Source organism: Mycobacterium sp. SMC-18 (assembly GCF_045310895.1).
Lineage (GTDB): Bacteria > Actinomycetota > Actinomycetes > Mycobacteriales > Mycobacteriaceae > Mycobacterium.
In genome coordinates, this window is the sequence record NZ_JBJIAL010000020.1 from 72,466 (window position 1) to 94,436 (window position 21,971).

The 21,971-nt window shown below is 63.9% G+C and carries 19 protein-coding genes and 1 pseudogene; 10 read left to right on the top strand and 10 right to left on the bottom strand.

The genetic code is table 11. The features are described from left to right. Positions 1 to 13: 13 nt before the first annotated feature. Together ACJH6J_RS18425 and ACJH6J_RS18430 are read left to right on the top strand one after the other, a co-directional pair. Positions 14 to 1,243, top strand: coding sequence for a cytochrome P450 (locus ACJH6J_RS18425; RefSeq protein ID WP_406804332.1), 1,230 nt, complete (start codon positions 14 to 16; stop codon positions 1,241 to 1,243). Between the two features lie 23 nt (positions 1,244 to 1,266). After that, positions 1,267 to 2,106 (top strand): SDR family NAD(P)-dependent oxidoreductase, encoded by an 840-nt coding sequence (locus tag ACJH6J_RS18430; protein WP_406804333.1) that lies wholly within the window; start codon positions 1,267 to 1,269, stop codon positions 2,104 to 2,106. Between the two features lie 56 nt (positions 2,107 to 2,162). Here ACJH6J_RS18430 and gluQRS read toward each other — a convergent pair whose 3' ends face one another. Further along, on the bottom strand, positions 2,163 to 3,050 hold the full coding sequence (gene gluQRS, locus ACJH6J_RS18435) for a tRNA glutamyl-Q(34) synthetase GluQRS (protein ID WP_406804334.1): 888 nt from the start codon (positions 3,048 to 3,050) through the stop codon (positions 2,163 to 2,165). 58 nt (positions 3,051 to 3,108) lie between these two features. Here gluQRS and ACJH6J_RS18440 point away from each other — a divergent pair, with 58 nt between their 5' ends. Beyond that, positions 3,109 to 4,161 (top strand): ATP-dependent DNA ligase, encoded by a 1,053-nt coding sequence (locus tag ACJH6J_RS18440; protein ID WP_212814531.1) that lies wholly within the window; start codon positions 3,109 to 3,111, stop codon positions 4,159 to 4,161. Beyond that, a pseudogene (locus ACJH6J_RS18445) lies at positions 4,161 to 4,322 on the top strand (ATP-dependent DNA ligase); the annotation flags it as partial. The gene ACJH6J_RS18440 and the pseudogene ACJH6J_RS18445, both read left to right, overlap by 1 nt. A gap of 483 nt (positions 4,323 to 4,805) precedes the next feature. On the opposite strand, the gene ACJH6J_RS18450 reads toward ACJH6J_RS18445, so the two are convergent. Continuing rightward, positions 4,806 to 5,402, bottom strand: coding sequence for a TetR/AcrR family transcriptional regulator (locus ACJH6J_RS18450; protein ID WP_406804335.1), 597 nt, complete (start codon positions 5,400 to 5,402; stop codon positions 4,806 to 4,808). Between the two features lie 108 nt (positions 5,403 to 5,510). Here ACJH6J_RS18450 and ACJH6J_RS18455 point away from each other — a divergent pair, with 108 nt between their 5' ends. Both ACJH6J_RS18455 and ACJH6J_RS18460 read left to right on the top strand, forming a co-directional pair. Then, entirely contained in the window at positions 5,511 to 6,524 is a 1,014-nt protein-coding gene (locus ACJH6J_RS18455; protein ID WP_406804336.1) for a spirocyclase AveC family protein, read from the top strand. 37 nt (positions 6,525 to 6,561) lie between these two features. Then, positions 6,562 to 7,353, top strand: coding sequence for a hypothetical protein (locus tag ACJH6J_RS18460; RefSeq protein ID WP_406804349.1), 792 nt, complete (start codon positions 6,562 to 6,564; stop codon positions 7,351 to 7,353). A 70-nt stretch (positions 7,354 to 7,423) separates the two neighbouring features. Here ACJH6J_RS18460 and ACJH6J_RS18465 read toward each other — a convergent pair whose 3' ends face one another. The 8 genes from ACJH6J_RS18465 to ACJH6J_RS18500 form a co-directional block, all read right to left on the bottom strand. After that, positions 7,424 to 8,500: an adenylate/guanylate cyclase domain-containing protein gene (locus tag ACJH6J_RS18465; RefSeq protein ID WP_406804337.1), complete on the bottom strand. Its 1,077-nt coding sequence runs from the start codon at positions 8,498 to 8,500 to the stop codon at positions 7,424 to 7,426. 345 nt (positions 8,501 to 8,845) lie between these two features. After that, positions 8,846 to 9,043 (bottom strand): ferredoxin, encoded by a 198-nt coding sequence (locus tag ACJH6J_RS18470; RefSeq protein WP_406804338.1) that lies wholly within the window; start codon positions 9,041 to 9,043, stop codon positions 8,846 to 8,848. 12 nt (positions 9,044 to 9,055) lie between these two features. Continuing rightward, positions 9,056 to 10,354, bottom strand: coding sequence for a cytochrome P450 (locus ACJH6J_RS18475; RefSeq protein ID WP_406804339.1), 1,299 nt, complete (start codon positions 10,352 to 10,354; stop codon positions 9,056 to 9,058). Positions 10,355 to 11,474: 1,120 nt separating this feature from the next. Further along, positions 11,475 to 12,002: a YybH family protein gene (locus tag ACJH6J_RS18480; protein WP_406804340.1), complete on the bottom strand. Its 528-nt coding sequence runs from the start codon at positions 12,000 to 12,002 to the stop codon at positions 11,475 to 11,477. Positions 12,003 to 12,032: 30 nt separating this feature from the next. Next, positions 12,033 to 13,814: an FAD-dependent monooxygenase gene (locus ACJH6J_RS18485; RefSeq protein ID WP_406804341.1), complete on the bottom strand. Its 1,782-nt coding sequence runs from the start codon at positions 13,812 to 13,814 to the stop codon at positions 12,033 to 12,035. Positions 13,815 to 13,839: 25 nt separating this feature from the next. Then, positions 13,840 to 15,822, bottom strand: a complete 1,983-nt coding sequence (locus tag ACJH6J_RS18490) for an acetoacetate--CoA ligase (protein ID WP_406804342.1) — start codon at positions 15,820 to 15,822, stop codon at positions 13,840 to 13,842. Further along, positions 15,819 to 16,673, bottom strand: coding sequence for a fumarylacetoacetate hydrolase family protein (locus tag ACJH6J_RS18495; protein WP_406804343.1), 855 nt, complete (start codon positions 16,671 to 16,673; stop codon positions 15,819 to 15,821). Before ACJH6J_RS18495 ends, ACJH6J_RS18490 begins: the two co-directional genes overlap by 4 nt. A 25-nt stretch (positions 16,674 to 16,698) precedes the next feature. Then, a complete protein-coding gene (locus tag ACJH6J_RS18500; RefSeq protein ID WP_406804344.1) occupies positions 16,699 to 17,268 on the bottom strand; it encodes a VOC family protein in 570 nt (189 codons plus the stop codon). 264 nt (positions 17,269 to 17,532) lie between these two features. Here ACJH6J_RS18500 and ACJH6J_RS18505 point away from each other — a divergent pair, with 264 nt between their 5' ends. From ACJH6J_RS18505 to ACJH6J_RS18520, 4 genes are all read left to right on the top strand, one after another. Next, the gene (locus ACJH6J_RS18505; RefSeq protein WP_406804345.1) at positions 17,533 to 18,189 is read left to right on the top strand and encodes a TetR/AcrR family transcriptional regulator; all 657 of its coding nucleotides are present in this window, start codon (positions 17,533 to 17,535) and stop codon (positions 18,187 to 18,189) included. 255 nt (positions 18,190 to 18,444) lie between these two features. Next, positions 18,445 to 18,948, top strand: coding sequence for a flavin reductase family protein (locus ACJH6J_RS18510; RefSeq protein WP_406804346.1), 504 nt, complete (start codon positions 18,445 to 18,447; stop codon positions 18,946 to 18,948). Continuing rightward, positions 18,945 to 20,228, top strand: coding sequence for a 3,4-dihydroxy-2-butanone-4-phosphate synthase (ribB, locus tag ACJH6J_RS18515; RefSeq protein WP_406804347.1), 1,284 nt, complete (start codon positions 18,945 to 18,947; stop codon positions 20,226 to 20,228). The genes ACJH6J_RS18510 and ribB overlap by 4 nt, the downstream gene beginning before the upstream one ends. Before the next feature lie 63 nt (positions 20,229 to 20,291). Then, the gene (locus tag ACJH6J_RS18520) at positions 20,292 to 21,524 is read left to right on the top strand and encodes an acyl-CoA dehydrogenase family protein (RefSeq protein WP_406804348.1); all 1,233 of its coding nucleotides are present in this window, start codon (positions 20,292 to 20,294) and stop codon (positions 21,522 to 21,524) included. Positions 21,525 to 21,971: the final 447 nt, after the last annotated feature.

Genomic DNA, 21,971 nt, shown 5'->3' on the forward strand with positions numbered 1-21,971 from the left:
CACAATTGGCGGTATGACTGGTGCACCTGGAGTGATCGACCCGCAAACGCTGCTTCTCGGGTTGATGGATCCGGGCAACCGGGCTGACCCGTACCCGCTGTACGAACGATTCCTCGAGGTCGGGCCGCTGGCGCTGCCCGACGCGAACCTGGTCGTGTTTCCCGGTTTCGCTGAGTGCGACGAGGTGCTGCGGCACCCGGCATCGGCCAACGACCGGTTGAAGTCGACGGTGACGCAGAAGCAGATCGCCGCAGGGCAGCGGCCGGCCCGCCCGTTCGGTGAGCCGGGCTTCCTGTTCCTCGATCCGCCGGATCACACCCGGCTGCGCGGGCTGGCGCAGAAGGCGTTCGCGCCCAAGGTGATCAAGGCCCTCGAGGCCGACATCGTGACCATGGTCGACGGGCTGCTCGACGGCGTGACGGGCACGATGGATGTGGTGGCCGACCTGGCCTATCCGCTACCGGTGGCGGTGATCTGCCGGCTGCTCGGTGTGCCGATGGCGGACGAGCCGCTGTTCAGCCGGGCGTCGGCGCTGCTGGCAGGTGGGCTGGACCCCTTCGTGGCAGCGGGTGACGAGCCGGCCGAGGACAACACGGACCTCATGGAGGCCGGGCTGTGGCTGCGCGGGTATCTGCGGGAGCTCATCGAGGAGCGGCGCAGCTCGCCGGGGGAGGACCTGATCTCCGCGCTGATCGCTGCTGAGGAGGACGGCGACCAACTGACCTCCGAAGAGATCGTGGCGACCTGCAATCTGCTGCTGATCGCGGGGCACGAGACGACGGTGAACCTCATCGCCAACGCCGCGCTGGCGATGCTGCGCAACCCGCGGCACTGGGCGGCCCTGGCAGCCGATCCGTCGCGGGCGTCCACGATCGTCGAGGAGACGTTGCGGTTCGATCCGCCGGTGCAACTGACCAGCCGCGTCGCCGTCGAGGACATCGAGATCGGTGGCGTGGCGGTGCCCAAGGGCGACATCATGATGCTGCTTCTGGCTGCCGCACAACGGGATCCGCGCATGTACGACCGGCCCGGCGAATTCGACCCGGACCGCGGCGTGATCAAGCACCTGGCCTTCGGCAAGGGCCCGCACTTCTGTCTCGGCGCTCCGCTGGCCCGGTTGGAGGCGTCTGTGGCGCTGTCGGCGCTGGCGGCACGATTCCCCAACGCGCAGTTGGCGGGTGAACCGGTTTACAAGCCCAACCTGACGCTGCGGGGCCTGGCCACCCTGCCGGTCACCGTCTGATCCCGGCCATTACCCTCGCGAACATGCCTTCAGTTCTCGTCACCGGTGCCGGCCGCGGTATCGGGCTGGCCATCACCCAGCACCTCGCCGCCACCGGGTGGGATGTCATCGCCGGAGTCCGCACCAAGGCCGACGCTGCCGCGGTCGTGGCGCTGGCACCGCAACGGATTTCGGCGGTGATCCTCGATGTCACCTCCGACGATGATGTCGCGGCCCTGTCGGCGGCGTTGCCGGACCGGCTGGACGCCGTGGTGAACAACGCCGGCATCGTGGTCGCCGGTCCCGTCGAGACGCTGACCCGCGCGGACTGGCGGAAGCAGTTGGACGTCAACGTGGTCGGTCAGTTCGCCGTGACGGCGGCGGTGCTGCCCAAGTTGCGGGAGTCCCGAGGCCGCGTGGTGTTCATCTCCAGCGTCAACGGCCAGCTGTCGACACCGATGGTGGGTGCCTACGCGGCGTCGAAGTTCGCACTGGAAGCCGGTGCCGAAGCACTGCGCATCGAGATGCGGCCGTGGGGTGTTCCGGTCGTGGTCGTGGAGCCCGCGCAGACCGATACGGACATGTGGCGCAAGGCCGACGACATGGTCGCCGAACTGGAGTCGGGAGTCTCGCCCGCGCATCACGCGCTGTACAGCCGGCATATCGCCGGCTTCAAGAAGACGGTGCCGCTGTCGCAGAAGATGGCCGTCGATCCGGCGAAAGTCGTTGCGGTGGTGGAGGAAGCGCTCACCGCCCGGCGGCCCAGGCCGCGGTACATCGTCGGGCTGGGACCCAAGCTGCAGGCCGCGCTCATGACGAACATCCCGGCATCGGTACGCGGGTTCTTGCTGGCCCAGGTCTTCGGAGTGCCGCGGCGGGTGTAGGCCCGGGCCGAAACTGAGCTCATGTGTCACATCCGCTTCGATATTGGCACACAAGCTCATTCTCGGCGGGTAGCCGTGAAGATCCACGGCTCGCGCGGCAGCCGGGCCGGATCGAACTCGGCCAGCATGCCGTCGAGCGTCGTGGCGGTGTAGCCCAGCGACGTCGCGATCTGTGCCAGCGCGGATTCCGCGCCGATCTCCGAAACCGTCACCGCGCCATCGCGTTTGGCCAGCCGCTTGCCCTCGGCGTTGAGAACCAACGGAACATGCGCGTAGACGGGCTGCGAATGGCCCAGCAGCGCAGCCAGATACGCCTGTCGCGGCGATGACGGCAGCAGATCGTCGCCGCGGACCACCTGGTCGATGCCCTGGGCGGCGTCGTCCACCACGACGGCCAGGTTGTAGGCCGGGACGTTGTCGCCGCGGCGCAGCACGAAGTCGTCGACGACGCCGGTGTAGGTGCCGTGCAGCAGGTCGGTGACGGTGTATTCGTGTGTGTCCGAACGTAATCGGATGGCCGGCGGTCGTCCGGCCGCGCGGCGCTGGGCACGGTCGTCGTCGCTGAGGTTCCGGCAGGTGCCCGGGTACGCGCCTTCGGGCGCATGCGGAGCGCGCGGCGCCTGCAGGATGTCCTTTCTGCTGCAGAAACATTCGAACGTCAGGCCGCGCGCGGTGAGGTCATCGACGACGGCGAGATACCGGCCCTCATGGGTGGCCTGGTATTCGGGCGGCTCGTCCCACGTCAGTCCGACGGCCGCCAGGTCGTCCAATTGCCGCTGCGCCACATCGGGGAAGGTGCGGTCGTCCAGATCCTCGACTCGGACGAGGAACCGCCGGCCCGTCGACCGCGCGAACAACCACGCCAGCACCGCGGTCCGCACGTTGCCGATGTGCAGATCGGCAGACGGACTCGGCGCGAACCGGCCGGCGGGGGATTGGGACACGACCGCAATCTAACGCGCCGCGCGATGAGATTGCCCACCCGCGCCGGTCTACGTGAGTATGGAGAGTGTGGACTTACCCGTGCAGCCACCGATAGACCCGATGCTGGCCAAGGCCGCCGTGAAGGTGCCGGACGAGGCCGGGCTGTGGTCCTACGAGCCGAAATGGGACGGGTTCCGCGCCCTGGTGTTCCGCGACGGCGACGAAGTGGTGCTCCAGTCGCGCAACGGAAAAGAGCTGGGAAGGTACTTCCCGGAGTTGCTTGCGGCGCTGCGGGACGAGATCGCGCCGCGCTGTGTGCTCGACGGCGAGGTGGTGGTGCCGCGGGAGATCAACGGCCGCATCCGGCTCGACTGGGAATCACTCAGCCAGCGCATCCATCCCGCGGCCAGCCGGGTGCAGATGCTCGCGGAACAGACGCCGGCGCACTTCATCGGCTTCGACGCGCTGGCCGACGGCGACCGCATCCTGCTGGCCGAACCGTTCCGCGTGCGCCGCGCCGCCTTGCAGGACCTGGTGAGCGAGAAGCAGTGGTGCCACGTCACGCGGACCACCGAGGACCCCGAACTCGGCGCACACTGGCTGACCACATTCGAGGGCGCGGGACTCGACGGCGTGGTCGCCAAACGCCTCGACGGCGCCTACCTGCCGGGCAAGCGGGAGATGGTGAAGGTCAAGCACGCCCGGGACGCGGACTGTGTGGCGATCGGTTACCGCATCCACAAGAGTGGTGAGGGCATCGGGTCCATCCTCCTGGGGCTCTACACCGACGAAGGCAATCTCCACATGGTCGGTGGCGCAGCGTCTTTCACCGTCAAGGACCGCATCGCGTTGCTGGCGGAACTGGAACCGCTGCGCACCGGCGACGCGCAGGACGGTGAACCCAGCCGCTGGAATTCCGCCGCGGACAAGACCTGGATTCCGATCCGTCCTGAGCGGGTATGCGAAGTGGCGTACGACCAGATGGAGGGCAACAGCGTGCAGGGTCGACGCTTCCGGCACACCGTGAAGTTCCGGCGCTGGCGTCCGGACCGGGACCCGCAGAGCTGTACCTTCGATCAGCTCGACGTGCCGCTGAACTACGACCTGTACGACGTCCTGGAGAACTCGTGATGGCAAGTGCCGCAGAAGAACTCGACGTCGACGGTGTCGCCGTCCGGCTCACCAACCCCGATAAGGTGTACTTCCCGCAGCTCGGGAGCAAGGGCACCAAGCGCACGATGGTCGACTACTACCTGGCCGTCGCCGAGCGGATGGTGACGTTGCTGCGGGACTCGGGCCGGCGCGTCGACGACGCTACTGAGCAGGAATTTGGTATGCAGGTGCCAACGCGCTGCGACGACAACGAGGCTGAAGTTCTTGCAGAGCATCTGCGTCTGGTCACGGGGGTCAGTACCTTGCGGATGCGGGAGCCGTATTCACGTTTCGGACCCCAGCCAAAATCGAGGAGAGGACTGCTCGTGCCTTCGCTGAGAAGGTCGGGATCATGGCCATCTACCCGTATCTTCGCGCGGCCATAGGCAAAACGCTGCGTCCCTCGGCCTTGATCGACCGGTGCTGCCGCTCTTGCGCGCCGGCGCCATCACGCTAACCGGCGACGCAGTACCGCCCGGCGAGCTACCGGCGCAGGCAACGGAATAATCCGATCGCGGCTGACCTGGACGAATATCCCGAAGTCGCTGTGGAATCGCTGCTCACGCCTGTCAAAGACGAGGCGCCACGGTCATTCCGGTTTCGAGGGATCTAACTGCGGATTGCTAGTCCGTTTCGGATGCTGGCGTGTTTGTCATCGCCAACGACGTCAACACAAACCGTTGGATCATCGCGCGCTCACGCTCTTCGGGAATATCGAGTCGAAGCACGATTGACGCGTAGACGGTGTGCAACCAGTCGGCAAGGTCCGCATCGGAGAGATCGGCACGGAGCATGCCCCGAGCGCGACCGGTTTCCAACCACGGCCGCCAAAACTGCATCGCGCGGTCGACTAACTCGGGCGCCCACAGGGCCGTGTGCAAGGTCACCGGGCTTCCCTCGCCGATCAGGGACGCCAGCTCAGGATCGCTGCGCAACTGCTCGATGATGCGCACGGAGCGATCGACGAAGGCGTCCTCAAGTGAGCTGGCGGGTACTGCGACCGTGGCTTCATCGGCAATCTCGCTGATCCGTTCGACCGCCGCGGCCAGGATCAGCTCGCGTCGGTCAAAGAAGACCTTGTACACCAGCTGGCGCGAGCAACCGGCCTGTCGTGCGACATCGGTCATCGTCACGCCACGTATTCCGTTGGCCTGAAACAAGTCTCGTGCCTCGCGCAGGATGCGCTGGCGGATTACGGCTCGCGATGGCTGGGTCACCACCGGTTCAGCGTACCGCCGCTGTACGCCCCAACCCTTGACATCTGATGTGTATTGACGTCAAATCAAGTAATTCGATTACAAATCATCTACTTTGTAACCCATGGAGTCATGATGCACGGCTATTCATCGGTTCAGGGTGCGGACGAAGATCGCGGCATTGCTGTGCCGAAAACTCCTCCACCGCTGGGGCGCCAGGGGCCGGCGACGTTCCTGGCCTTGGTTGGTTTGGTGTGGGTGGCCCTGTGCGTGATCGTTGTGTGGCGCTGGGTCACCTGTGCGGAAGCATTCGTTCCGGCGCCCCGCATCGGACCCGATGTCATGCCAACGTGGCGGTTGGTCGGACTCCGAATTTTTGAAGCGATCAGTTTGGCTGTCATGGCGGGATTTCTGTGGTTCTGCGTGTTCAAGCCGGTCAGATCAACAGGAAAGTTAGGCCTCGATGGGCTGTTCGTCCTCGGGGGATTGCTGTGCTTCGTCGCGGATGCTTTCCTCAACGTGCAGCAGTACCTTTTCGCTTGGAACAGTGCCAACGTCAACCGTGGCGTGTGGGTCCGTTTTCTCCCGTTCCACAACCCGGACGCGCCGTCGCGCTACGCCGAGTCGCTGATCTGGGGTCCCCCGATGTACATCTACTTCTGTGCCGGCGTCGCGATCGTCGCCTGCTATGAGGCTGGCCGCATCCGCAGGCGGTGGCCGTCCATCACCAAATTCAGGCTCTTCGTGGCGATCTTCGTGTTCGAGTTTCTCTTCGATTTCATCGTCGAAAATGTCGTCATCCGCACCACTCATGCGTACGCGTTCGCCAAAACCTATGCACCGCTGACACTTTGGCCTGGACACGTCCACCAGTTTCCCCTCTATGAATCGATCCTGGTGGCCCTTGTCGGGTGCGTCTTCACCTGGGCCCGTCTTGAAGCCCAAGAGCGCCCGCTCGGCGAATCTCCCATCGAGACAGGCGTTCGGCGATGGCGACCGTCACTGCAGCCCCACGTGCGCAATCTCGCCGTTCTCGGATTCTGTGTGCTCACCCTGGTTTTCGGTTACCACCTTCCTTTCAACTGGCTGGGCCTGATCGGCACCTCACACGCCGACCTTCCCAGTTACCTGCTACCCGGTCAGTGACCCGCGGCCGACTGAAGAGGAGATACGCACTGTGAGCATGGCGCCCGTCGTCACTAAAGGTCTCGACACACCGGTATCACCAACAGGGCAGTGGATCGCCACGCTGCTGACGTTCGGTCTGGCTGTAAGCGTGCTGGCATGGACCATCGTTGTATGCCGCCGCAATCGGCAATGGTGGCCGATGTTTGTCCTCGCCAGCGGGACTGCAACATGTCTCATGGAGCCGCTGTTCGACCACTTGTACGGCCTATGGTTCCGCGAGCAGGGCCAGTGGAACTTGTACACCACCTTCGGCAGTCACCAACCTGTCTGGGTTCCGGCGGCATACCTGTCTTTCTATGGCGGGGCAACGGTATTCATCGCGCGCACGATCGCGAAAACCCCAACCAAGCGGACAGTGTGGAAGATGTACGCAGCGATCGTCGTGATGGCTATCGTCGCGGAACTGACCTACATCAGTGTGCTGGGGGTCTACGATTACCAGGACCGTCAACCGTTCGTCGTCTTCGGATACCCGATCTTCCTGGCCTTCACCAACGCGATGAGCGCACTCGTCGGCGGCATACTCGTGTACCGAATGGTCCCAGCGCTCGGGGGATGGCGCAACCTGTACTTGATCCCGGTGGTGCCAATGGCCTTCGCCAGTGGCCTGTTCGGTTCCGGCATCCTCTACCTGTCGGTGCGCCACTCGATTGATAGCCAGCCCATGCTGGTGGTGCACTTGGCGGCCTTGACGGTGGTCGGCGCGATCGCCAGCACCGTGAGTTTGCTTGCGCGAACACTTTTGCCCTCACCGCAAACGGAATTGGCCGTTGCCACGCCCAACTAGCGTGACACTTCGCAGTGTTGTGCGCGATGGTCTGTTTAGCTGAAACAGCATGAGCAACACTGAATCTCAGTTAGACGGTCTCGTCCTCAGGCCAAGGCGCCAACGGTTCTGTCGGGATCCATCGACCCGCCGAATCGCCACGCCATGCCGGGCGGTCGGAGGCTGCAGAGCGTCGCAGCGTCGAAGGTTGAACCGCCCCGTATCCGCGGACACTGAGTGGTGGCATCCGCGACAGCTCGTAGTTGGAGCCGGTCTCGAGTTGCTTGGCTAACTCGGGTCCGATCAGGATGCTGTTGGGTTCGGTGACCGCGGTCAGCCTGCTGGCGAGGTTGACGGTGTCACCGAAGATGTCGCCGGCATGACTGATCACCGGCCCCATCTCCAGCCCGATTCGCACGCCCGGTACTCGCGGCCGTCGGCGCACGATCTCGATTAGTTCGATGGCGATGTCTGCGCCGACAGCCGGGTCATCGGCGACGAAAAGCACTTCGTCACCAAGGGATTTGATTACCCGTCCGCCATAGGAAGCGACCAAGTCTGCGACGCGGTTTTCGAACCGCTCGACCAGCGCGGCAAGGTCGGGGTCTGACAGCTGCCGGCTGAGCCGAGTAAAGCTCACCAGGTCCGCGAATCCTACAGTGGCGCTGGTGGGCCCGTCGGAGCTCACATGAGGATGCAGCCGCTGGACGGCGATGGCGAGGTGTCGTCGCCAGCTGTAGAGCAGAAGTTTGTCCATGTCAGGCAATACTCGATCGACCACTTGCCTTGCGACGGAGCGGCGTTCAGCACCATTGGCGCCGCTAGAATCGAGAATCTTGACCAACTCTTCTGCGAGAGTGACGGAGAGGCGAGCTGTTGCACGTCCCAAAGCCCTGGCCATTTCCACGGTTTGAGATTCATCGAGAGCCCTGTCCTCCACCAGATCGATCAGTGTCGAGAGGGCATCAATGTCGGCGCCGGTGAATCCCGCGTCACTGTCGGAGACATTGGCGAAACCGAGCGCGCGCCAGTATCTCCGGGCTCGGTACATCGGTATGCCCACCGCATCGCTGACTTCTCGGCTGGTGAATGCGCGGCTGCTTCCCAACAGTTTGTCCAGGTCGGCATCGCGGTCTTGGACCGGTCGTTGTTCATGTTCGATCGCCATGCCCTGGTCCGGCCGATTCATGCATGCGTGACCGGCGACCGGGACTCGCTCTGCTCGTGCGGTCCGGTAGCGGCGCACAAATTCTTGGTTGTCGCCGTTGGCTTCTGGTGATGGTGCCATCAATTTGGGCTTGTCTGGTGTGTGTCGGTCGAATGCAACGGGGGTATCCGGCGGCGAGGGAGGTGCGAGGGTGGGTCGTAGTCAGTGCGAGGTGGTGCCGGATCGGATGCTGAAGGACCCTGGGGCACGCGGTCGTCGTGGGCAGGTGCATCTAGCTGCAACGTATCCGTGTGCCCCAGGGCGGTGACGGCGGTAGGGCGGCAGTGCCTACGCTCGTCGGGTGAATCAGTCTTCGGTCACCGTGATGGCTTCAACCGGGCACCGCTTGGCTGCGGTGGCTACCTGTTCCTGGTCATCCGGTTCAGGACTGTCGTTGACGATGCGCACCTGCTCGTCGTCGTCGCCGAGCTCGAAGACGTTGGGCACCATCGCTGCACAGACGGCGTGACCTTCACAGCGTTTGTAGTTGACTGCCACTTTCATTGGCGGAATCCTTCAGGGTTTCGGGGTGAAGGTAGCCGGCAGCGAGGGGATCGCCGCAGTCTCGGTTCCGCGGAATTCGTAGGTGACGTCGTCCGGATTGTCGAGGGTGATGTCGGGCAGCCGCTTGAGCAGCTCCTCGAGGGCGACGCGGAGCTCCATACGCGCTGTCGGGGCACCCGGGCAGGCGTGAACGCCGAAGCCGAATGTCAGGTGCCGGTTCTTCCTGCCGAATTTGCGGTCCACGTCGAACTCGTCGGGGTTGTCGTAGACCTTGGGATCGCGGTTTGCGGCCGCCCAGCACGCCTGGATGTAGCTGTCCTGGGGAATGGTCACGCCGCCCAACTCCACATCCCGGGTTGCGCGCTTGTACAAGCCGAAGAACGGCGTGCGCAGCCGAAGCGTCTCTTCAACGGCGCTCGGGATGAGTTCCGGGTGATCTTTCAGGCGCTGAACAAGGTCGGGACGTGACAGCACCTCGTGGAGCAGGCTGGCCATCGCGGCCACGCTGGTGCCATGGCCGGCGATCAGGAATGAGTTCATGATCTGCCCAATTTCCAGCGGGCCCAGCGGCTTACCGTTGAGCTCAGCACGAGACAGCTCCGTCAGGAAGTCGTCCTTGGGGTTTTCGGCCCGGGCCATAACCTCGCCGGCGCCGAACATGGCAAAGTCCATGAACGCCTTGGGGCCCTTCTCCGGGTCCTCGAAGTCGGCGACGACGCGCAGCGTCATCTCACGTACCGTGGCGCGCTTGTCGCGGTCGAACCCGATGACGCGGCACAGGGCGAAAAGCGGCACCTCCTCGCAGAAGTCGTGCACGAGGTCGCAGGAACCTTTGCCGGCGAACTCATCGATGAGTCGGTTGATGTCCTCTCGGACACCGTCTTCCACCAGCGCCGGTGTCTCGGCGTTGAAAGCCTGGGACACGATCTCACGCCACGCCGTGTGCTGCGGCGGGTCGTATTCCAGCGGGGGAAAGCCCGGGCGGTCAACGACCGGCAGAACGACAGTCGGTGTGTAGGAGTACGTTTCCCAGTCGCTGTGGAGCTTCTTGACGTCGTCGTAGTCGAGCGCCAGGTAGAAGCCGCCCATCTCTTCGCTTCGCGCCATGGGGCAGCCTGATTCGCGAGCGCGCTCAAAGAGCGTGAGTGCCTTCTCCGGTGTGGAGGTGTAGCTGCTGTACCCGGCCAGCTCTTCGCCGAGGTCTGCATCGAGGTTCTGAGTCATGCTGAGCCTTCCTGTTGCTTGTGGCAGCACGTTCGACGCGCAGTCAGCGCCCAGGTCGTGGATCCGGTTGGTGGTGTCGAAAGCCACCGCAGATCCCGTTGGGCCATACCAACTGCGGACCGAGGGGGCTTGATCGCATCAGCGCTCTTGGTCGTGCCGTGCATCACACTCTAACTGTTTGTTGACAATGAATCAATGACTGAAAGTCGATTTTTGGATGTTAATTGACACGCAGGCAAGTGCGCGCGCCCCGACCGTGCGGAGGGCTCTGGGCCCTTGATGCGCGGTGGCTGGTGCCGGGCGTGGCCAGCTGTCGGGTCGGTCGCTGTCGGCGGCGCAGCTGTTACTGACGCCGGCCGAGTCGCCCCATCGGATCTGGCGACCCAAGCCGAACGTCGACTACCAAACCTGCTGTGGTGCAAGTCTTCCGGGTCGCAGTGCCCATGATGCCGATGCTCGCGGGTGAACGCGACCACCGGCGCTGCAATATGCCAGCGACGAGGTGCGAGCCTGTCCGCGGTCGGGGCGCAGAGGAGGGCTGTGCCATGAGGCGAAGTAGAGAACGCCCGATCTATGTCGGGTGGTGGTCCGAATTGGCGTTCTGCCGATTGTTGATCGTGATCAGAGTGAACACGGTCAGGGTGATGCTGCAGTGATTCAGCGGACGCGCCTGGGCCGAGGCGCTGGGACGTGAATGACCGGGAGGCTGGGAGGGATGAATGCTTGTGATCGCCGAAAACATAAGTCGATCAAGCGTTCCCGCTGAGACTCGGTCAGTGTGGATGGTGGTCGTGATTTGAGTAAGCCCAGTAGCCGGCAGTAGAACATGTGGGGCTGCAGGCCGAACTCCTGCATGATGAACTCGTCGCCGGTTGTGAAATCCGCCCAGCGAAGCGCAAACTCAACCCAACTGTGTTCTTCGGGCGAAAGGGTCATGTTCGGGGGTTTGTGTCGTGAAATGTATTGGGAAATAAGAGAATCCTCGAAAGTGCTGCTTTGCGCGCCTTCGTAATAGGGCGCGGATTCTGGCCGGGAGATGATGTGTGTTTGCGTGGTGTGATGAACTACCGCGGACTGTCTGGGATGACTGCGGCGTGCTGGCCGCGTTGAGTTTGCTCGGCCAACGCCGCCCCGGGAACCTGGAGGGAGAGTGGGGCGGCGTTGGCGTTGCGTTCGGCCGTGCGGGGGGACTGCGGCCGAAGATTTCTTAGGACTGAACGAGGGTCCAGGGTTGGGGCCGCATGGGCATCTCGCGGTCCACGGTCCACGTGTCGGGGTGCTTTTCGCGCGGGTCGGCGGCGAACGACAGGTGAGTGTGCAGGATTTTCCAGACGCCGTCGATCTTCTCAACGACATCGGTCTGGCGCATCATCCAGAAGAAGTGCTTGCCGTCGTCGAGCGTGCCTTCGTAGGTCTGGTTCATGTAGACGAAACCCACGTCGTTCTTGGCGAACACACGCATGTTGACCAGTCCGAGTTCACCGACGAACTGCGGGCCGATGAAGTTGAACCAGTGTCGGACGTCCTCGCCGTAGTACTGGCCGGGGGACAGGATGTCGATGAAGCTCACGTCGGACTGGTCGGTGTAGTGCTCCAGCGGCGCATCGGGGTCGGTGAGGAACTGGTGGTTGAAGTTGGCTTCGACCGCCTTTTCCATGGCGACGATTTCCTTGACTGCCTCCGGGTCACTGCCGAACAGTGCTACGGGCTCGAGGTCAACCGGTCTGCGGGTCATTCCAATCTCCTTTGATGGGTGTGCGGTTGGTTATCGGTGAAACACTGCGCCGACCGCTGTGATCAGCGCGTCAGCGGCGTCGGTGGGTTGCGCAAGGCTGCGCCAGGCGACGTGGTTGTCGGGTCGAACGAGAATGGCTCCGTCGGAGGCGATTTCCTTGAGTGCCTCCCACTGCCCTTCGTTGTCATGGTGGGTGGCGCCGTCATGGTGGGTGGCGCCGACGGCGGCGACGCTGATGGCGACGCCGAACTTCTCTGCGGCGGCCTCGGCCGCGGCTGACCAGTGTTGGGCGTCGGCGCCGGTAATGAGCAGCAACTCTCCGTGGCGGCCGACCAGGTCGTGGGTGGAGACGCGACCGTCAGGTGAATCGAGCCAGGCGTGCGGCAGCCGATGTCCGGGTCGGGTGGTCGGGTAGTAGATCGAGCCCATCGGGTCCGACGGCGGCGGCGGTGTGCCGTCGGGGACCAGAGCGCCGGTCGGGTAGAAGTAGCCGATTTCGAGGTCGTGCGCCTGGAATTCGGTGCGTTGGGTGTGCACGGCTTCGTCGAACCGCGCTCGGCGACTGGCGCCCATCGGCGTTTCAGAGAAGAACACATCGAACACGGCGCGGTGCATCTCGGGTGGCACCGGGATGGGGAGCAGCCCCATGCCCGCGTCGACCACGAAGTGGTTCTGCATGGTGAACAGCGCCCAGTCGACGATGCGGATACCGACCGGTTGGCGTTCGACGGCGTAGGTGTCGAGCAGTGCTGCATCGGCGTGGCCACGGAGGACGGCCTGCAGCTTCCACGCGAGGTTGTGTGCGTCCTGCACGCAGGTGTTGAGCCCCAGGCCGGTGGTGGGCGGATGCCGGTGCGCGGCGTCTCCGACCAGGAAGACTCGGCCGTCGCCGTAGCGATCGGCGATGGTTCCCTGCACCGACCAGCGGCTGATGCGCTTGATGGTGATGGGGTGGTCGCCGACACCGAGCAGTTCTCGGATTTTGGCGAGGATGGTGGTTTCGTCGAGGTTGGAGTCATCGGTGGGCAGGAAGGCGAAGTGGAATGCCCATTCCTCCGAATGCCGGCCCCAGGTGGGCCCCATCTGCACCATGTTTCCGCCCGATGGGTACGAGCCGGCTTCGGGATTGATGAAGTGGGCAATCAGGGTGTCGTCGTCCCACCATTCGGAGAAATCGGCCTCGAGGTGGGTGGTGACAATGTCGAGCAGGTCGGACGCGCCGACCATGGTTGCCCCGATCGTGGGCCCGACTGTCTTGCCGCCATCGGCACCGACAAGATAATCAGCGATGACCGTGAAGCTCTCTCCGGTGGTCCGGTTGACGATCGTGGCGGTGACCGCCGATTCGTCTTGGCTCATCTCTGTCAGTTCATGGTGGAAAAGGACCTTGCCGGGTGCGCGCTCTTCGGCATGGCGACGCAGCACGGGTTCGAGCCTGAGCTGCGGGTAGTTGGTCGACAGGCAGGCGCTGTCGCGCATGTAGCGCTCGGTGAGTGCGCCACCACCGAAGCAGTCCATCTTGGCGAACGTCCTGCCCTGCAATGGGTCGGGGCCGGTCAGGCTGGTCTGCCACACCACCGACGCCATCTTCTCGATCGGTGCTCCGACCGCGTAGATGTCGTCGGCGACCCCGAATTGGCGGAGGATTTCCATGGTCCGCTGGTTGAGATAGTGGGCTTTGGGCAGCAGGGATGTGCTCTCGTGCCGCTCCACCAGAATGTGGTCAATGCCGTAGGAGGACAACATGATTGATGTGGTGAGGCCGGATGCGCCACCACCGACGATAAGTACCGGGACTCGGATCTCGGACATGGGGGTCTCCTCGTTGAGATGGGATTCAGTGGGTTGCGCCGCGTAGCTGATCGGACAGCTGCTCAAAAACATCCAGTGAGCGGGGATTGCGGACAGCCCCGTCGGATACGACGGTCTGCCGCGCCGCGCCGAGCAGAATGCGTTTGACGGGCACTTCGAGCTTTTTGCCGGTCATGTTGTAGGGGATTTCCGGTACGGCGATGACGTCGTCGGGCACGTGCCGTGGTGACAGACGCCGGCGCAATCCGGCGGCGATCTGACTGCGCAGTTCGTCATCAAGTTCGGCGCCCTGGCGCAGACACACAAACAGCAAGAGCGATCCGAGGCCGCCGGAGGGGTCGTCCAGGTGCACTACGAGGCTATCCTCAATCTTGCTGAATTCCTGTAGCGCAGAGTAGAACTCGCTGGTGCCCAGGCGGACGCCACCGCGGTTGAGGGTGCCGTCAGATCGCCCGCTGATGATGCATGCGCCACGATCGTTGAACGTGACCCAGTCGCCGTGGCGCCAGTGGCCGGGGTAGACGTCGAAGTAGGCACTGCGGTACTTGGCGTCGCCGGGGTCGTTCCAGAACTGCACGGGCATGGAGGGCATCGGAGCGGAGATCACCAGCTCGCCCAGCTCATTGGTGACCGGTTCGCCGACGGCGTCGAAGGCACGTGCCAGTACACCCAGTGCAGCCGTGGTGATTTCGCCGGCGCGCACCGGGAGCAGCGGACTGCCGCCGACGAATGAGGTGCACACGTCGGTGCCGCCGCTGGTGGACTGTAGGTACAGCGTGGGGTTGACCGCGTCGTACACCCAGCGGAAGCCATCTGCCGGCAGCGGCGATCCTGTTGACACCATCCCGCGCAGCCGACTCAGATCGAACTGGTCCCGTGGGCGTACGCCGCGCTTGCGGCAGGCGATGAGGAATGCCGCGCCCGCGCCGAAAACCGTGACACCGGCATCGTCGATAATGCGCCAAAGCTCCTCGGCACCTGGATAATTCGGATCACCGTCGAACAGCACAATGGCGGCTCCGAGCAAGAGCCCAGACACCTGGATGTTCCACATCACCCACGTTGTCGTGCAGTACACGAAGTAGGTGTCGTCGGGACCCAGATCCGAGTGCAGTCCCAGGGCCTTCTGTAGTTCCAGCACGATTCCGCCGTGGCTGTGCACGATCGCCTTGGGTAGGCCGGTGGTACCTGACGAAAACAGCACCCACAGTGGGTGATTGAATGTCTGGCGGTCATAGCGGGGGAGGGCTGGTTCGGCAAGTAGGTCATCCCAGCTGATATCGCCGATAGGGTCGCTGCCCAAGTAGTTGACGCCGACTGTGGTCGTCACTGACGGCAGGCCGGCACGGATCGCTGCCACTTCGCGGCGCCGATCGATGTTCTTGGCGCCGTAGTGATATCCGTCGATGGTGATCAGGACGGTCGGTTCGAGTTGCCGGAGCCGATCGAGAACGCTGTCGGTGCCCAGCTCGGGAGCGCACACCGCCCAAATGGCACCGATGCTGGCGGCGGCGAGCATCGCGGTCACCGCTTCGGGGATGTTCGGCAGATACGCAGCGACGCGGTCGCCGGGCCCAACACCGAGTCGTCGCAGTCCAGCGGCCGCGCGTGCCACCTGGTCGCGGAGTTCACCCCGCCTCACGGTTATGGTGTCGCGTGTTTGTGACACCGCGGTGACGACGATCTGGTCGTCAGGGCCCCGCAGCACGTTTTCGGCATAGTTGAGCCGCACATCGGGAAACCACTGGGTACCTGGCATCGTCGGATCATCGAGAACGCGGTCGGTATCACCATCGCCGAGAACATCGAAGTACCTCCAGATGGACCGCCAGAAGCCGGACAGGTCCTCGGTCGACCACTGCCACAAACGGCGGTAATCGGAACCAAGATCAGGGTGAGTGTCGTTGAGCCACTGCGCATACCGGCCCATACGGCAGTCGGACAGTGATTGTTCCGACGGCGCCCAGAGTATTTCGCCATCGGCGGACGGGATGGCGTCAGCGGTCACTGCTGGTCCTGCTGGGCCACCATGTGGTGACGCATCGTGCCGATGCCCTCGATGACCGTGGTCAGTTCTTCGCCGGGCTGTAGGTAGCGCTGCGGGCTCATGGCGAAACCGACACCGTCGGGTGTTCCGGTGAAAATGAGGTCACCGGGGAACAGCGGCAGGATCGACGACAGATATGACACCAGCGTGGGTACCGAGAAGATGAGGTCACCGGTGCGGGCATGTTGGACCTGATGGTCGCCAACCGAGCAGCTGATCTCGAGGTCGTCGGGATCAGCGAATTCGTCCGGGGTGACCAGTGCGGGGCCAAGGGGAGCGAACCCGGGGTAGGACTTGGCCAGGCTGAACTGTTGCGGGCCTGGGGGTTTGATTTGGAGGTTGCGCTCGGACAGGTCCTGCGCCGCAGTGAGGCCTGCGACGTAGTCCCAGGCTTGTCCTTCGGGGACGTGGCGTGCGTGCCGGCCGATGACGACAACAAGTTCGGCTTCCCAGTCCACCGAGCCGGGGGGCATCGTGATATTGCCGTAGGGCCCGGTGATGGAGGATGCGAATTTGGTGAACACCATTGGTGTATCAGGCAGTTCGATGTTGTTCTCTTCGGCGTGGCCCCGGTAGTTCAGGCCGATGGCGAAGATTTGGCGAGGTGTACCCACCGGAGGGCCGAGCTCGGCTGGGCTGTAGGCGTGTCCCTGCGCCGAGGTCAGGCCTCGCGCCCAGAGGCAGAATTCCTCCCATCGATCCAGCGCGTCCTGGAAGTCGGAGGAAAACACTCCGTCGCTGGCGGTTTCGACATCAACCGCACCGTCGTTGACGGTGAGGTTGAGTCGGCCGTTGATGTTGAGCAGTCGCATTGTCGTCGTCCTCGGTGGGTGTGTTTTAGGTTGTCAGCAGTTCGAAAGGGCTGACCTGCGGTGACTTCAGCGCCCAGGCCCGCGTGCGCAGTTCTGCCTCGGGTGTGCCGGATTTGAAGGCGGCGGCGAGGGCGGCGGCATCGAAACTCGGTCCAATCGGGTCGGCCGCGTACTCGGGGCCGTTCATGTAGTCGGTGGCTTCGTCAGGGGTCGCAAAGTTGTCAATCTGCAGCTCGACCATGTTTCCGTCGGGATCGCGGTAGTACAGCGAGGTGGTCACGCCGTGCTGGACGGGCACGCGGGGTTCGATACCGGCCTCGCTGAGTTCGAGGTATTTGTCCACCAGGTCGCCCAGGGTCGGGAAAGTGAATGCCGAATGTGCCAGACCGATGGTCAGCGGAGTCCGGTCGGTCATAACGTCCCCTGGAGGGCCGAAGATTGCGAGGCGGTGGTGTTCCTCGTCGAACGTCAGGAAGCACATCGCCGGGTTCTCGTAAACCACCTCTGCACCAAGGACTTTCAGATACCAGGCTCGCATCTCGGGGAGCTGGTTGGTCTGCAGGACGAAATGAGCCAGATGCGGCCGAGCGGTCATCGTCTTCTCTCCGTGGTTGGGTGGCCGGTTGTTTCGAGCCGGCCGGCTAGGTGGCAGATATCGGCGAAGTAGCGGATCGGTGGTGGTCATACGCGGCCACTGGTGGCGATCCGACGTGCGCAGGCTCACAGTAAGCTACAAATTGATTTGTAGTCAATGACTCATAGTCGAGATATTGGGGAGGCTATGCCCCATACTTAGAGAACTGCGGACGCTCCGGTCTTGGACGGGGTGTCTCATCGTGATCGACCGGAAGGGCCGCCAGTGCAGACGAAGACCGAGCAGCGGTCGCGCAAAGTCCAGGCCGAGGAGACGCGCCGGCGCATTCTCGAAGTGGCGGTCGAGGCGTTCTCAGAGCAGCAATACGACGATGTCGCGGTCGGTGATATCGCGTCGACCGCGGGTGTTGCCCACGGGCTGTTGTTTCACTACTTCAAGAACAAGCGTGGTCTGTACCTGGCTGCGATGGAGGAAGCGGCGCGCGAGTTCGACGCGGCCCATCAAGGCGACTCGAATCTGCCGCCGGGTGCCCAAATGCGCCAGCGCTACTACAACCAGTTCGCCTACCTGGCGCGCCACCGCGGCCTGGCCACCCGATTGGTGCTGGGCGGGCGCGGAGCTGATCCAGAGGCGTGGGCTTTTTTCGAAGAGCACCGCTGGCGCGAGATCGACCGGGGCTGCGCCGCACTGGGTCTGGATTCCCAGCGGACCGCGCTGCGCATCATGCTGCGGTCTGCAACGGCTGCCGTCGACGCGGTCGTCGCCTTCTGGCATCAAAATGGGCAGCCGTTCGAAGTCACCGAACTGACCGACATCCTGTTCGAGCAAACGATCCTGGCCCTACGCGGCGCCGCACAGCTCGATCCCACGCTGGCAGGCCCGGTCGAGAACGCCATCGAGCAGCTGCGCAGCCCCGCCTAAGCACGTACTTTTCGCGGCCATGCCCGGACCGGCTCTGCAGTCCGGCCCGGGCTTTCGGCGTGCTTCGGTACCGCGCAATTTGCGCCCCGAGGAGTCGTTGTGCCAGATTTGGTCGACTTCAAGTCATTGACAATGAGTCAAAGCGAGCTAGGCTGTGACATGTACCACCGGCCCCCGGATCTCTTCGAAATGGGTTTGGTGGCAATCCCCGGCCAAGCGGACCGGATCGTTTGACATCCCTCTCCGGGAGGCACCATGGAAACCCTCAGTCTGGATAGCGCCGCCTTGCGAGCAGCGTTCGCGCACTTCCCGTCGGGCGTCATCGCGGTATGCGCCGACACCGAGACCGAACGTATCGGCATGGCCGCCAGCACATTTATGCCTGTATCGCTTGATCCGCCCCTCGTGGCGTTCTGCGTGCAGAACACCTCATTGACATGGCCTCGCCTGGCGGCCGCCCCTCGCCTGGGTATCAGCGTGCTTAGCGCTGCCCACGGAGGCATTGTGCGCACGCTCGCCGCCAAAGACGGTGACCGGTTCGCCGGCGTGGAGACCGAGACTCTCGACGGGGGAGCGCTGCTGATCACCGATGCGGTGGTCGCCATGGATGTGACGGTCACCGAACAGATCCGCGCGGGTGACCACACCATCGTCGTCATGCAGATCAACGACCTGCACGCTGCCAGTGAGCCGGCATCCGCTAGCGAACCAATCGTATTCCACCGCAGTATGTTTCGTACGCTGACGACGACCTCATGAACCGCATCGAGGCGGCGATCGGTGCATTGCGTCGTGGGCGTCCGGTCCTGGTCGCAGACGATGCCGACCGTGAGAACGAGGGCGATGTCATCCTGGCCGCCCATCAGGTGAGCCCGGAGTGGGTCGCTTGGACGGTGCGCCACACCTCGGGGCTGCTGTGCGCTCCGATGACCGGCGAGCGCGCCGATGCGCTCGATCTGCCAGACATGGTGTCGCACAACCAAGATCCGAAACGCACCGCATACACCGTCACGGTCGATGCGGCTGCGGGTATTACCACCGGCATCAGCGCCGCTGACCGCGCCACCACGCTGGGAGTATTGGCTGACCCCGGTTCAACCGCCGCCGATGTCATTCGCCCCGGACACGTCCTGCCGTTGCGCGCGCGCCCCGGAGGCGTCCTGGAGCGGGCGGGCCATACCGAGGCTGCCGTCGACTTGTGCGCCTTGGCGGGACTCCCGCAGGTCGGGGTCATTGCCGAGCTGGTCGCCGATGACGGCTCGATGCTCCGCATGCCTGGCATTGAAGAGCTCGGCAGCCGCTGCGACCTGCCGGTGCTGACCGTCGCCGAACTGATCGCGTACCGCACCACGCACCCGACAACGACCGTGACCCGCGGTACTGATCGCGTCGTGCGTGTCGATGAAGCACGCCTTCCGACCCGGCACGGCATCTTCCGCACGGTGGGCTACCGGGACCAGCAGACCGGCGCTGAAATCTTGGCGTTGGTTGCCGGCACGCCCGGCACCCTCCCGGCAGTCGTGCGGGTGCACTCCGAATGCCTCACCGGGGAAGCCTTTGGTTCCCAACGCTGTGAATGCGGGCCGCAACTCGATGAATCGTTGCGCCGCATCGCCGCCGAAGGAGGCGTCCTGGTCTACCTGCGTGGACACGAAGGCCGCGGGATCGGCCTGCTGAAAAAGCTTGCGGCGTACCGGCTGCAGGATGGGGGACTGGATACCGTAACGGCCAACCTCGCGCTCAATGAGCCGGTCGACGGCCGCGAGTACGGAGGTGCCGTCGCCGTCTTGCGTGATCTAGGGCTGACCTCGGTGCGGTTGATGACCAATAATCCGGCCAAAGTTCAGGCGGTCCATGACGGCGGAATCACCGTCGTACAACGTATTCCGCTCCACGTAGGAGCGGCCGCAGCCAACGTGCGTTATCTGGAGACCAAGCGGCGCAGCATGGGCCACTACCGGCCGACCGACTGCGACCGTGTCACCGCCAACGCCGGCTCCGCGCCGTCGTGGCCATTGCTCTACGCCGGCATCCTGTGATGCCACGGCGCCCGGCGCCGAACTTCTCAACCCACGTTGTTCAGATGAAAGGTATTGGTAATCATGAGCGTTGACCAGGACGTCCGGCCGAGCGAGGACACCGGTGCTCCCGAGGACTCATTCGACTTCGATGACACACTCGGCGCCGAACTGCTCGACAAGGCCAAAGAGTTGCGGCCACTTCTGGCAAGCAAGGCCGATGCAGCCGAGCAGGCCGGTGAACTCGACGACGAGGTTGTCGCCGCGCTTACGGATGCGGGATTGTTCTCTATGGCAGGGCCCCAGCGCATCGGTGGCCTCGCCCAGTCGAGTCAGTCGATGGCCAAGGTCGCCGCTGAACTGGCGAAAGGATGCCCGTCCACCGCGTGGGTGTACACCATCTACAACTCGTGCCTGTGGTTCGCATCCAAGCTGCCGACCGCACTACAGAATCACATCTTCGCCGATGGGATTCCGCGTATCTGCTCGCCGCAGAACGGTATCGGCCAGTTGGTTGCCGACGGGGACAACTACGTCCTGAGCGGGCGGTGGGCCTACGCCACCGGCTCGCACGACGCCGCGGTCACCATGGTTCCGGCACTGTCGCCTGACCAGCTGCCCATGCTCGTGGTCATGCCGATGAGCGACGTGGTGCTCGAGAACACCTGGCAGGTCGCGGGCATGAAAGCCACCGGCTCGGACACCGTCGTCGCCAACGCCGTTGTGGTACCAGCGGGCAACGTCGCCCCGTTCACCGACATTTCTGCGACGCCGCCGACCTCGGTGGCCACTGAAGACCTGGAGCCCTGCGACTACTGGGTGAACTACCCGATCCTGCGGGCCAAGGCACTTGGCGTCCTGGTCGGCTGTGCAGAGGGCCTGCTGGAGGCGATCTCCGCCAAGAGCGGCGCACCCATCATCTACAGCACTTACGCCCACAAGAGTGATTCCGCTGCCTATCACGCCGCAATCGGCGAAGCTGCCACTCAGATCCGCGCCGGGCGCCGCTTGGTCGAAAACTCCTGTGCGCGTATCGATACCGCTGCCCGCCAGCGCCGTGTCCTGTCAGTGGAAGAACGCACCGAAGCGCGTGGCGAAGGCGCCTTGGTTATCAACATCCTCACCACCGCGATCGAACGGCTGATGGACCTGGGCGGCTCGTCGGGCTTCAGCACGACCGCTCCAGCCCAGCGCTACTGGCGTGACTTCAGCATCGCCGCACGCCACGTGATCTTCAACTCTCAGATCAGCTACGAGAGCGTCGGCCGCCGCGTCCTGGGAATTGAGCCCGGCGTCGTCGAGGTTGACATGCTCTGACCGCCACCTGAATCGCGAACAATGTTGTCGGGCGAGCAACCAGATAGGCTCTCCCGCAACGTTATTCGTAGTCTTCGCTCAGAGGCCCAACACGCCAGACGAATCAGGGCATGCACCGCCAACACTGACGCGCAGCGGCGAACGGCGCCGCCTTGATCGATCATGGTGCGCCGGCATTCCGGTGCGGCACGATGCCAGCGCAAGGCAACAGCCGATCGACGACCCTGGGCCGGGGGAGTACTGATCCGAAGCAGAATCCTTAGCAGGAAGCTGCGCTGTGATAATTCTGCCCGCCGCACCACTTTCTGCACGCACGGAGGGAAACATGGCAGACACGGATCACGCCCAGTCATTTGACGCGGTAGTTATCGGGCTCTTCATGATTGAGGGTGTAGAACGGTCAGCTGCTGTCGGCCTGTGATTGGGGTGTCTGGTTGGCTGGGTGTG

Excerpts from the sequence above, each read along its gene's own strand:
- ACJH6J_RS18425 (WP_406804332.1), top strand. The coding sequence starts at position 14 with ATGACTGGTGCACCTGGAGTGATCGACCCGCAAACGCTGCTTCTCGGG.
- ACJH6J_RS18430 (WP_406804333.1), top strand. The coding sequence starts at position 1,267 with ATGCCTTCAGTTCTCGTCACCGGTGCCGGCCGCGGTATCGGGCTGGCC.
- ACJH6J_RS18440 (WP_212814531.1), top strand. The coding sequence starts at position 3,109 with ATGGAGAGTGTGGACTTACCCGTGCAGCCACCGATAGACCCGATGCTG.
- ACJH6J_RS18455 (WP_406804336.1), top strand. The coding sequence starts at position 5,511 with ATGATGCACGGCTATTCATCGGTTCAGGGTGCGGACGAAGATCGCGGC.
- ACJH6J_RS18460 (WP_406804349.1), top strand. The coding sequence starts at position 6,562 with ATGGCGCCCGTCGTCACTAAAGGTCTCGACACACCGGTATCACCAACA.
- ACJH6J_RS18465 (WP_406804337.1), bottom strand. The coding sequence starts at position 8,500 with ATGGCGATCGAACATGAACAACGACCGGTCCAAGACCGCGATGCCGAC.
- ACJH6J_RS18470 (WP_406804338.1), bottom strand. The coding sequence starts at position 9,043 with ATGAAAGTGGCAGTCAACTACAAACGCTGTGAAGGTCACGCCGTCTGT.
- ACJH6J_RS18480 (WP_406804340.1), bottom strand. The coding sequence starts at position 12,002 with ATGACCCGCAGACCGGTTGACCTCGAGCCCGTAGCACTGTTCGGCAGT.
- ACJH6J_RS18485 (WP_406804341.1), bottom strand. The coding sequence starts at position 13,814 with ATGTCCGAGATCCGAGTCCCGGTACTTATCGTCGGTGGTGGCGCATCC.
- ACJH6J_RS18495 (WP_406804343.1), bottom strand. The coding sequence starts at position 16,673 with ATGCGACTGCTCAACATCAACGGCCGACTCAACCTCACCGTCAACGAC.
- ACJH6J_RS18500 (WP_406804344.1), bottom strand. The coding sequence starts at position 17,268 with ATGACCGCTCGGCCGCATCTGGCTCATTTCGTCCTGCAGACCAACCAG.
- ACJH6J_RS18510 (WP_406804346.1), top strand. The coding sequence starts at position 18,445 with ATGGAAACCCTCAGTCTGGATAGCGCCGCCTTGCGAGCAGCGTTCGCG.
- ribB (WP_406804347.1), top strand. The coding sequence starts at position 18,945 with ATGAACCGCATCGAGGCGGCGATCGGTGCATTGCGTCGTGGGCGTCCG.
- ACJH6J_RS18520 (WP_406804348.1), top strand. The coding sequence starts at position 20,292 with ATGAGCGTTGACCAGGACGTCCGGCCGAGCGAGGACACCGGTGCTCCC.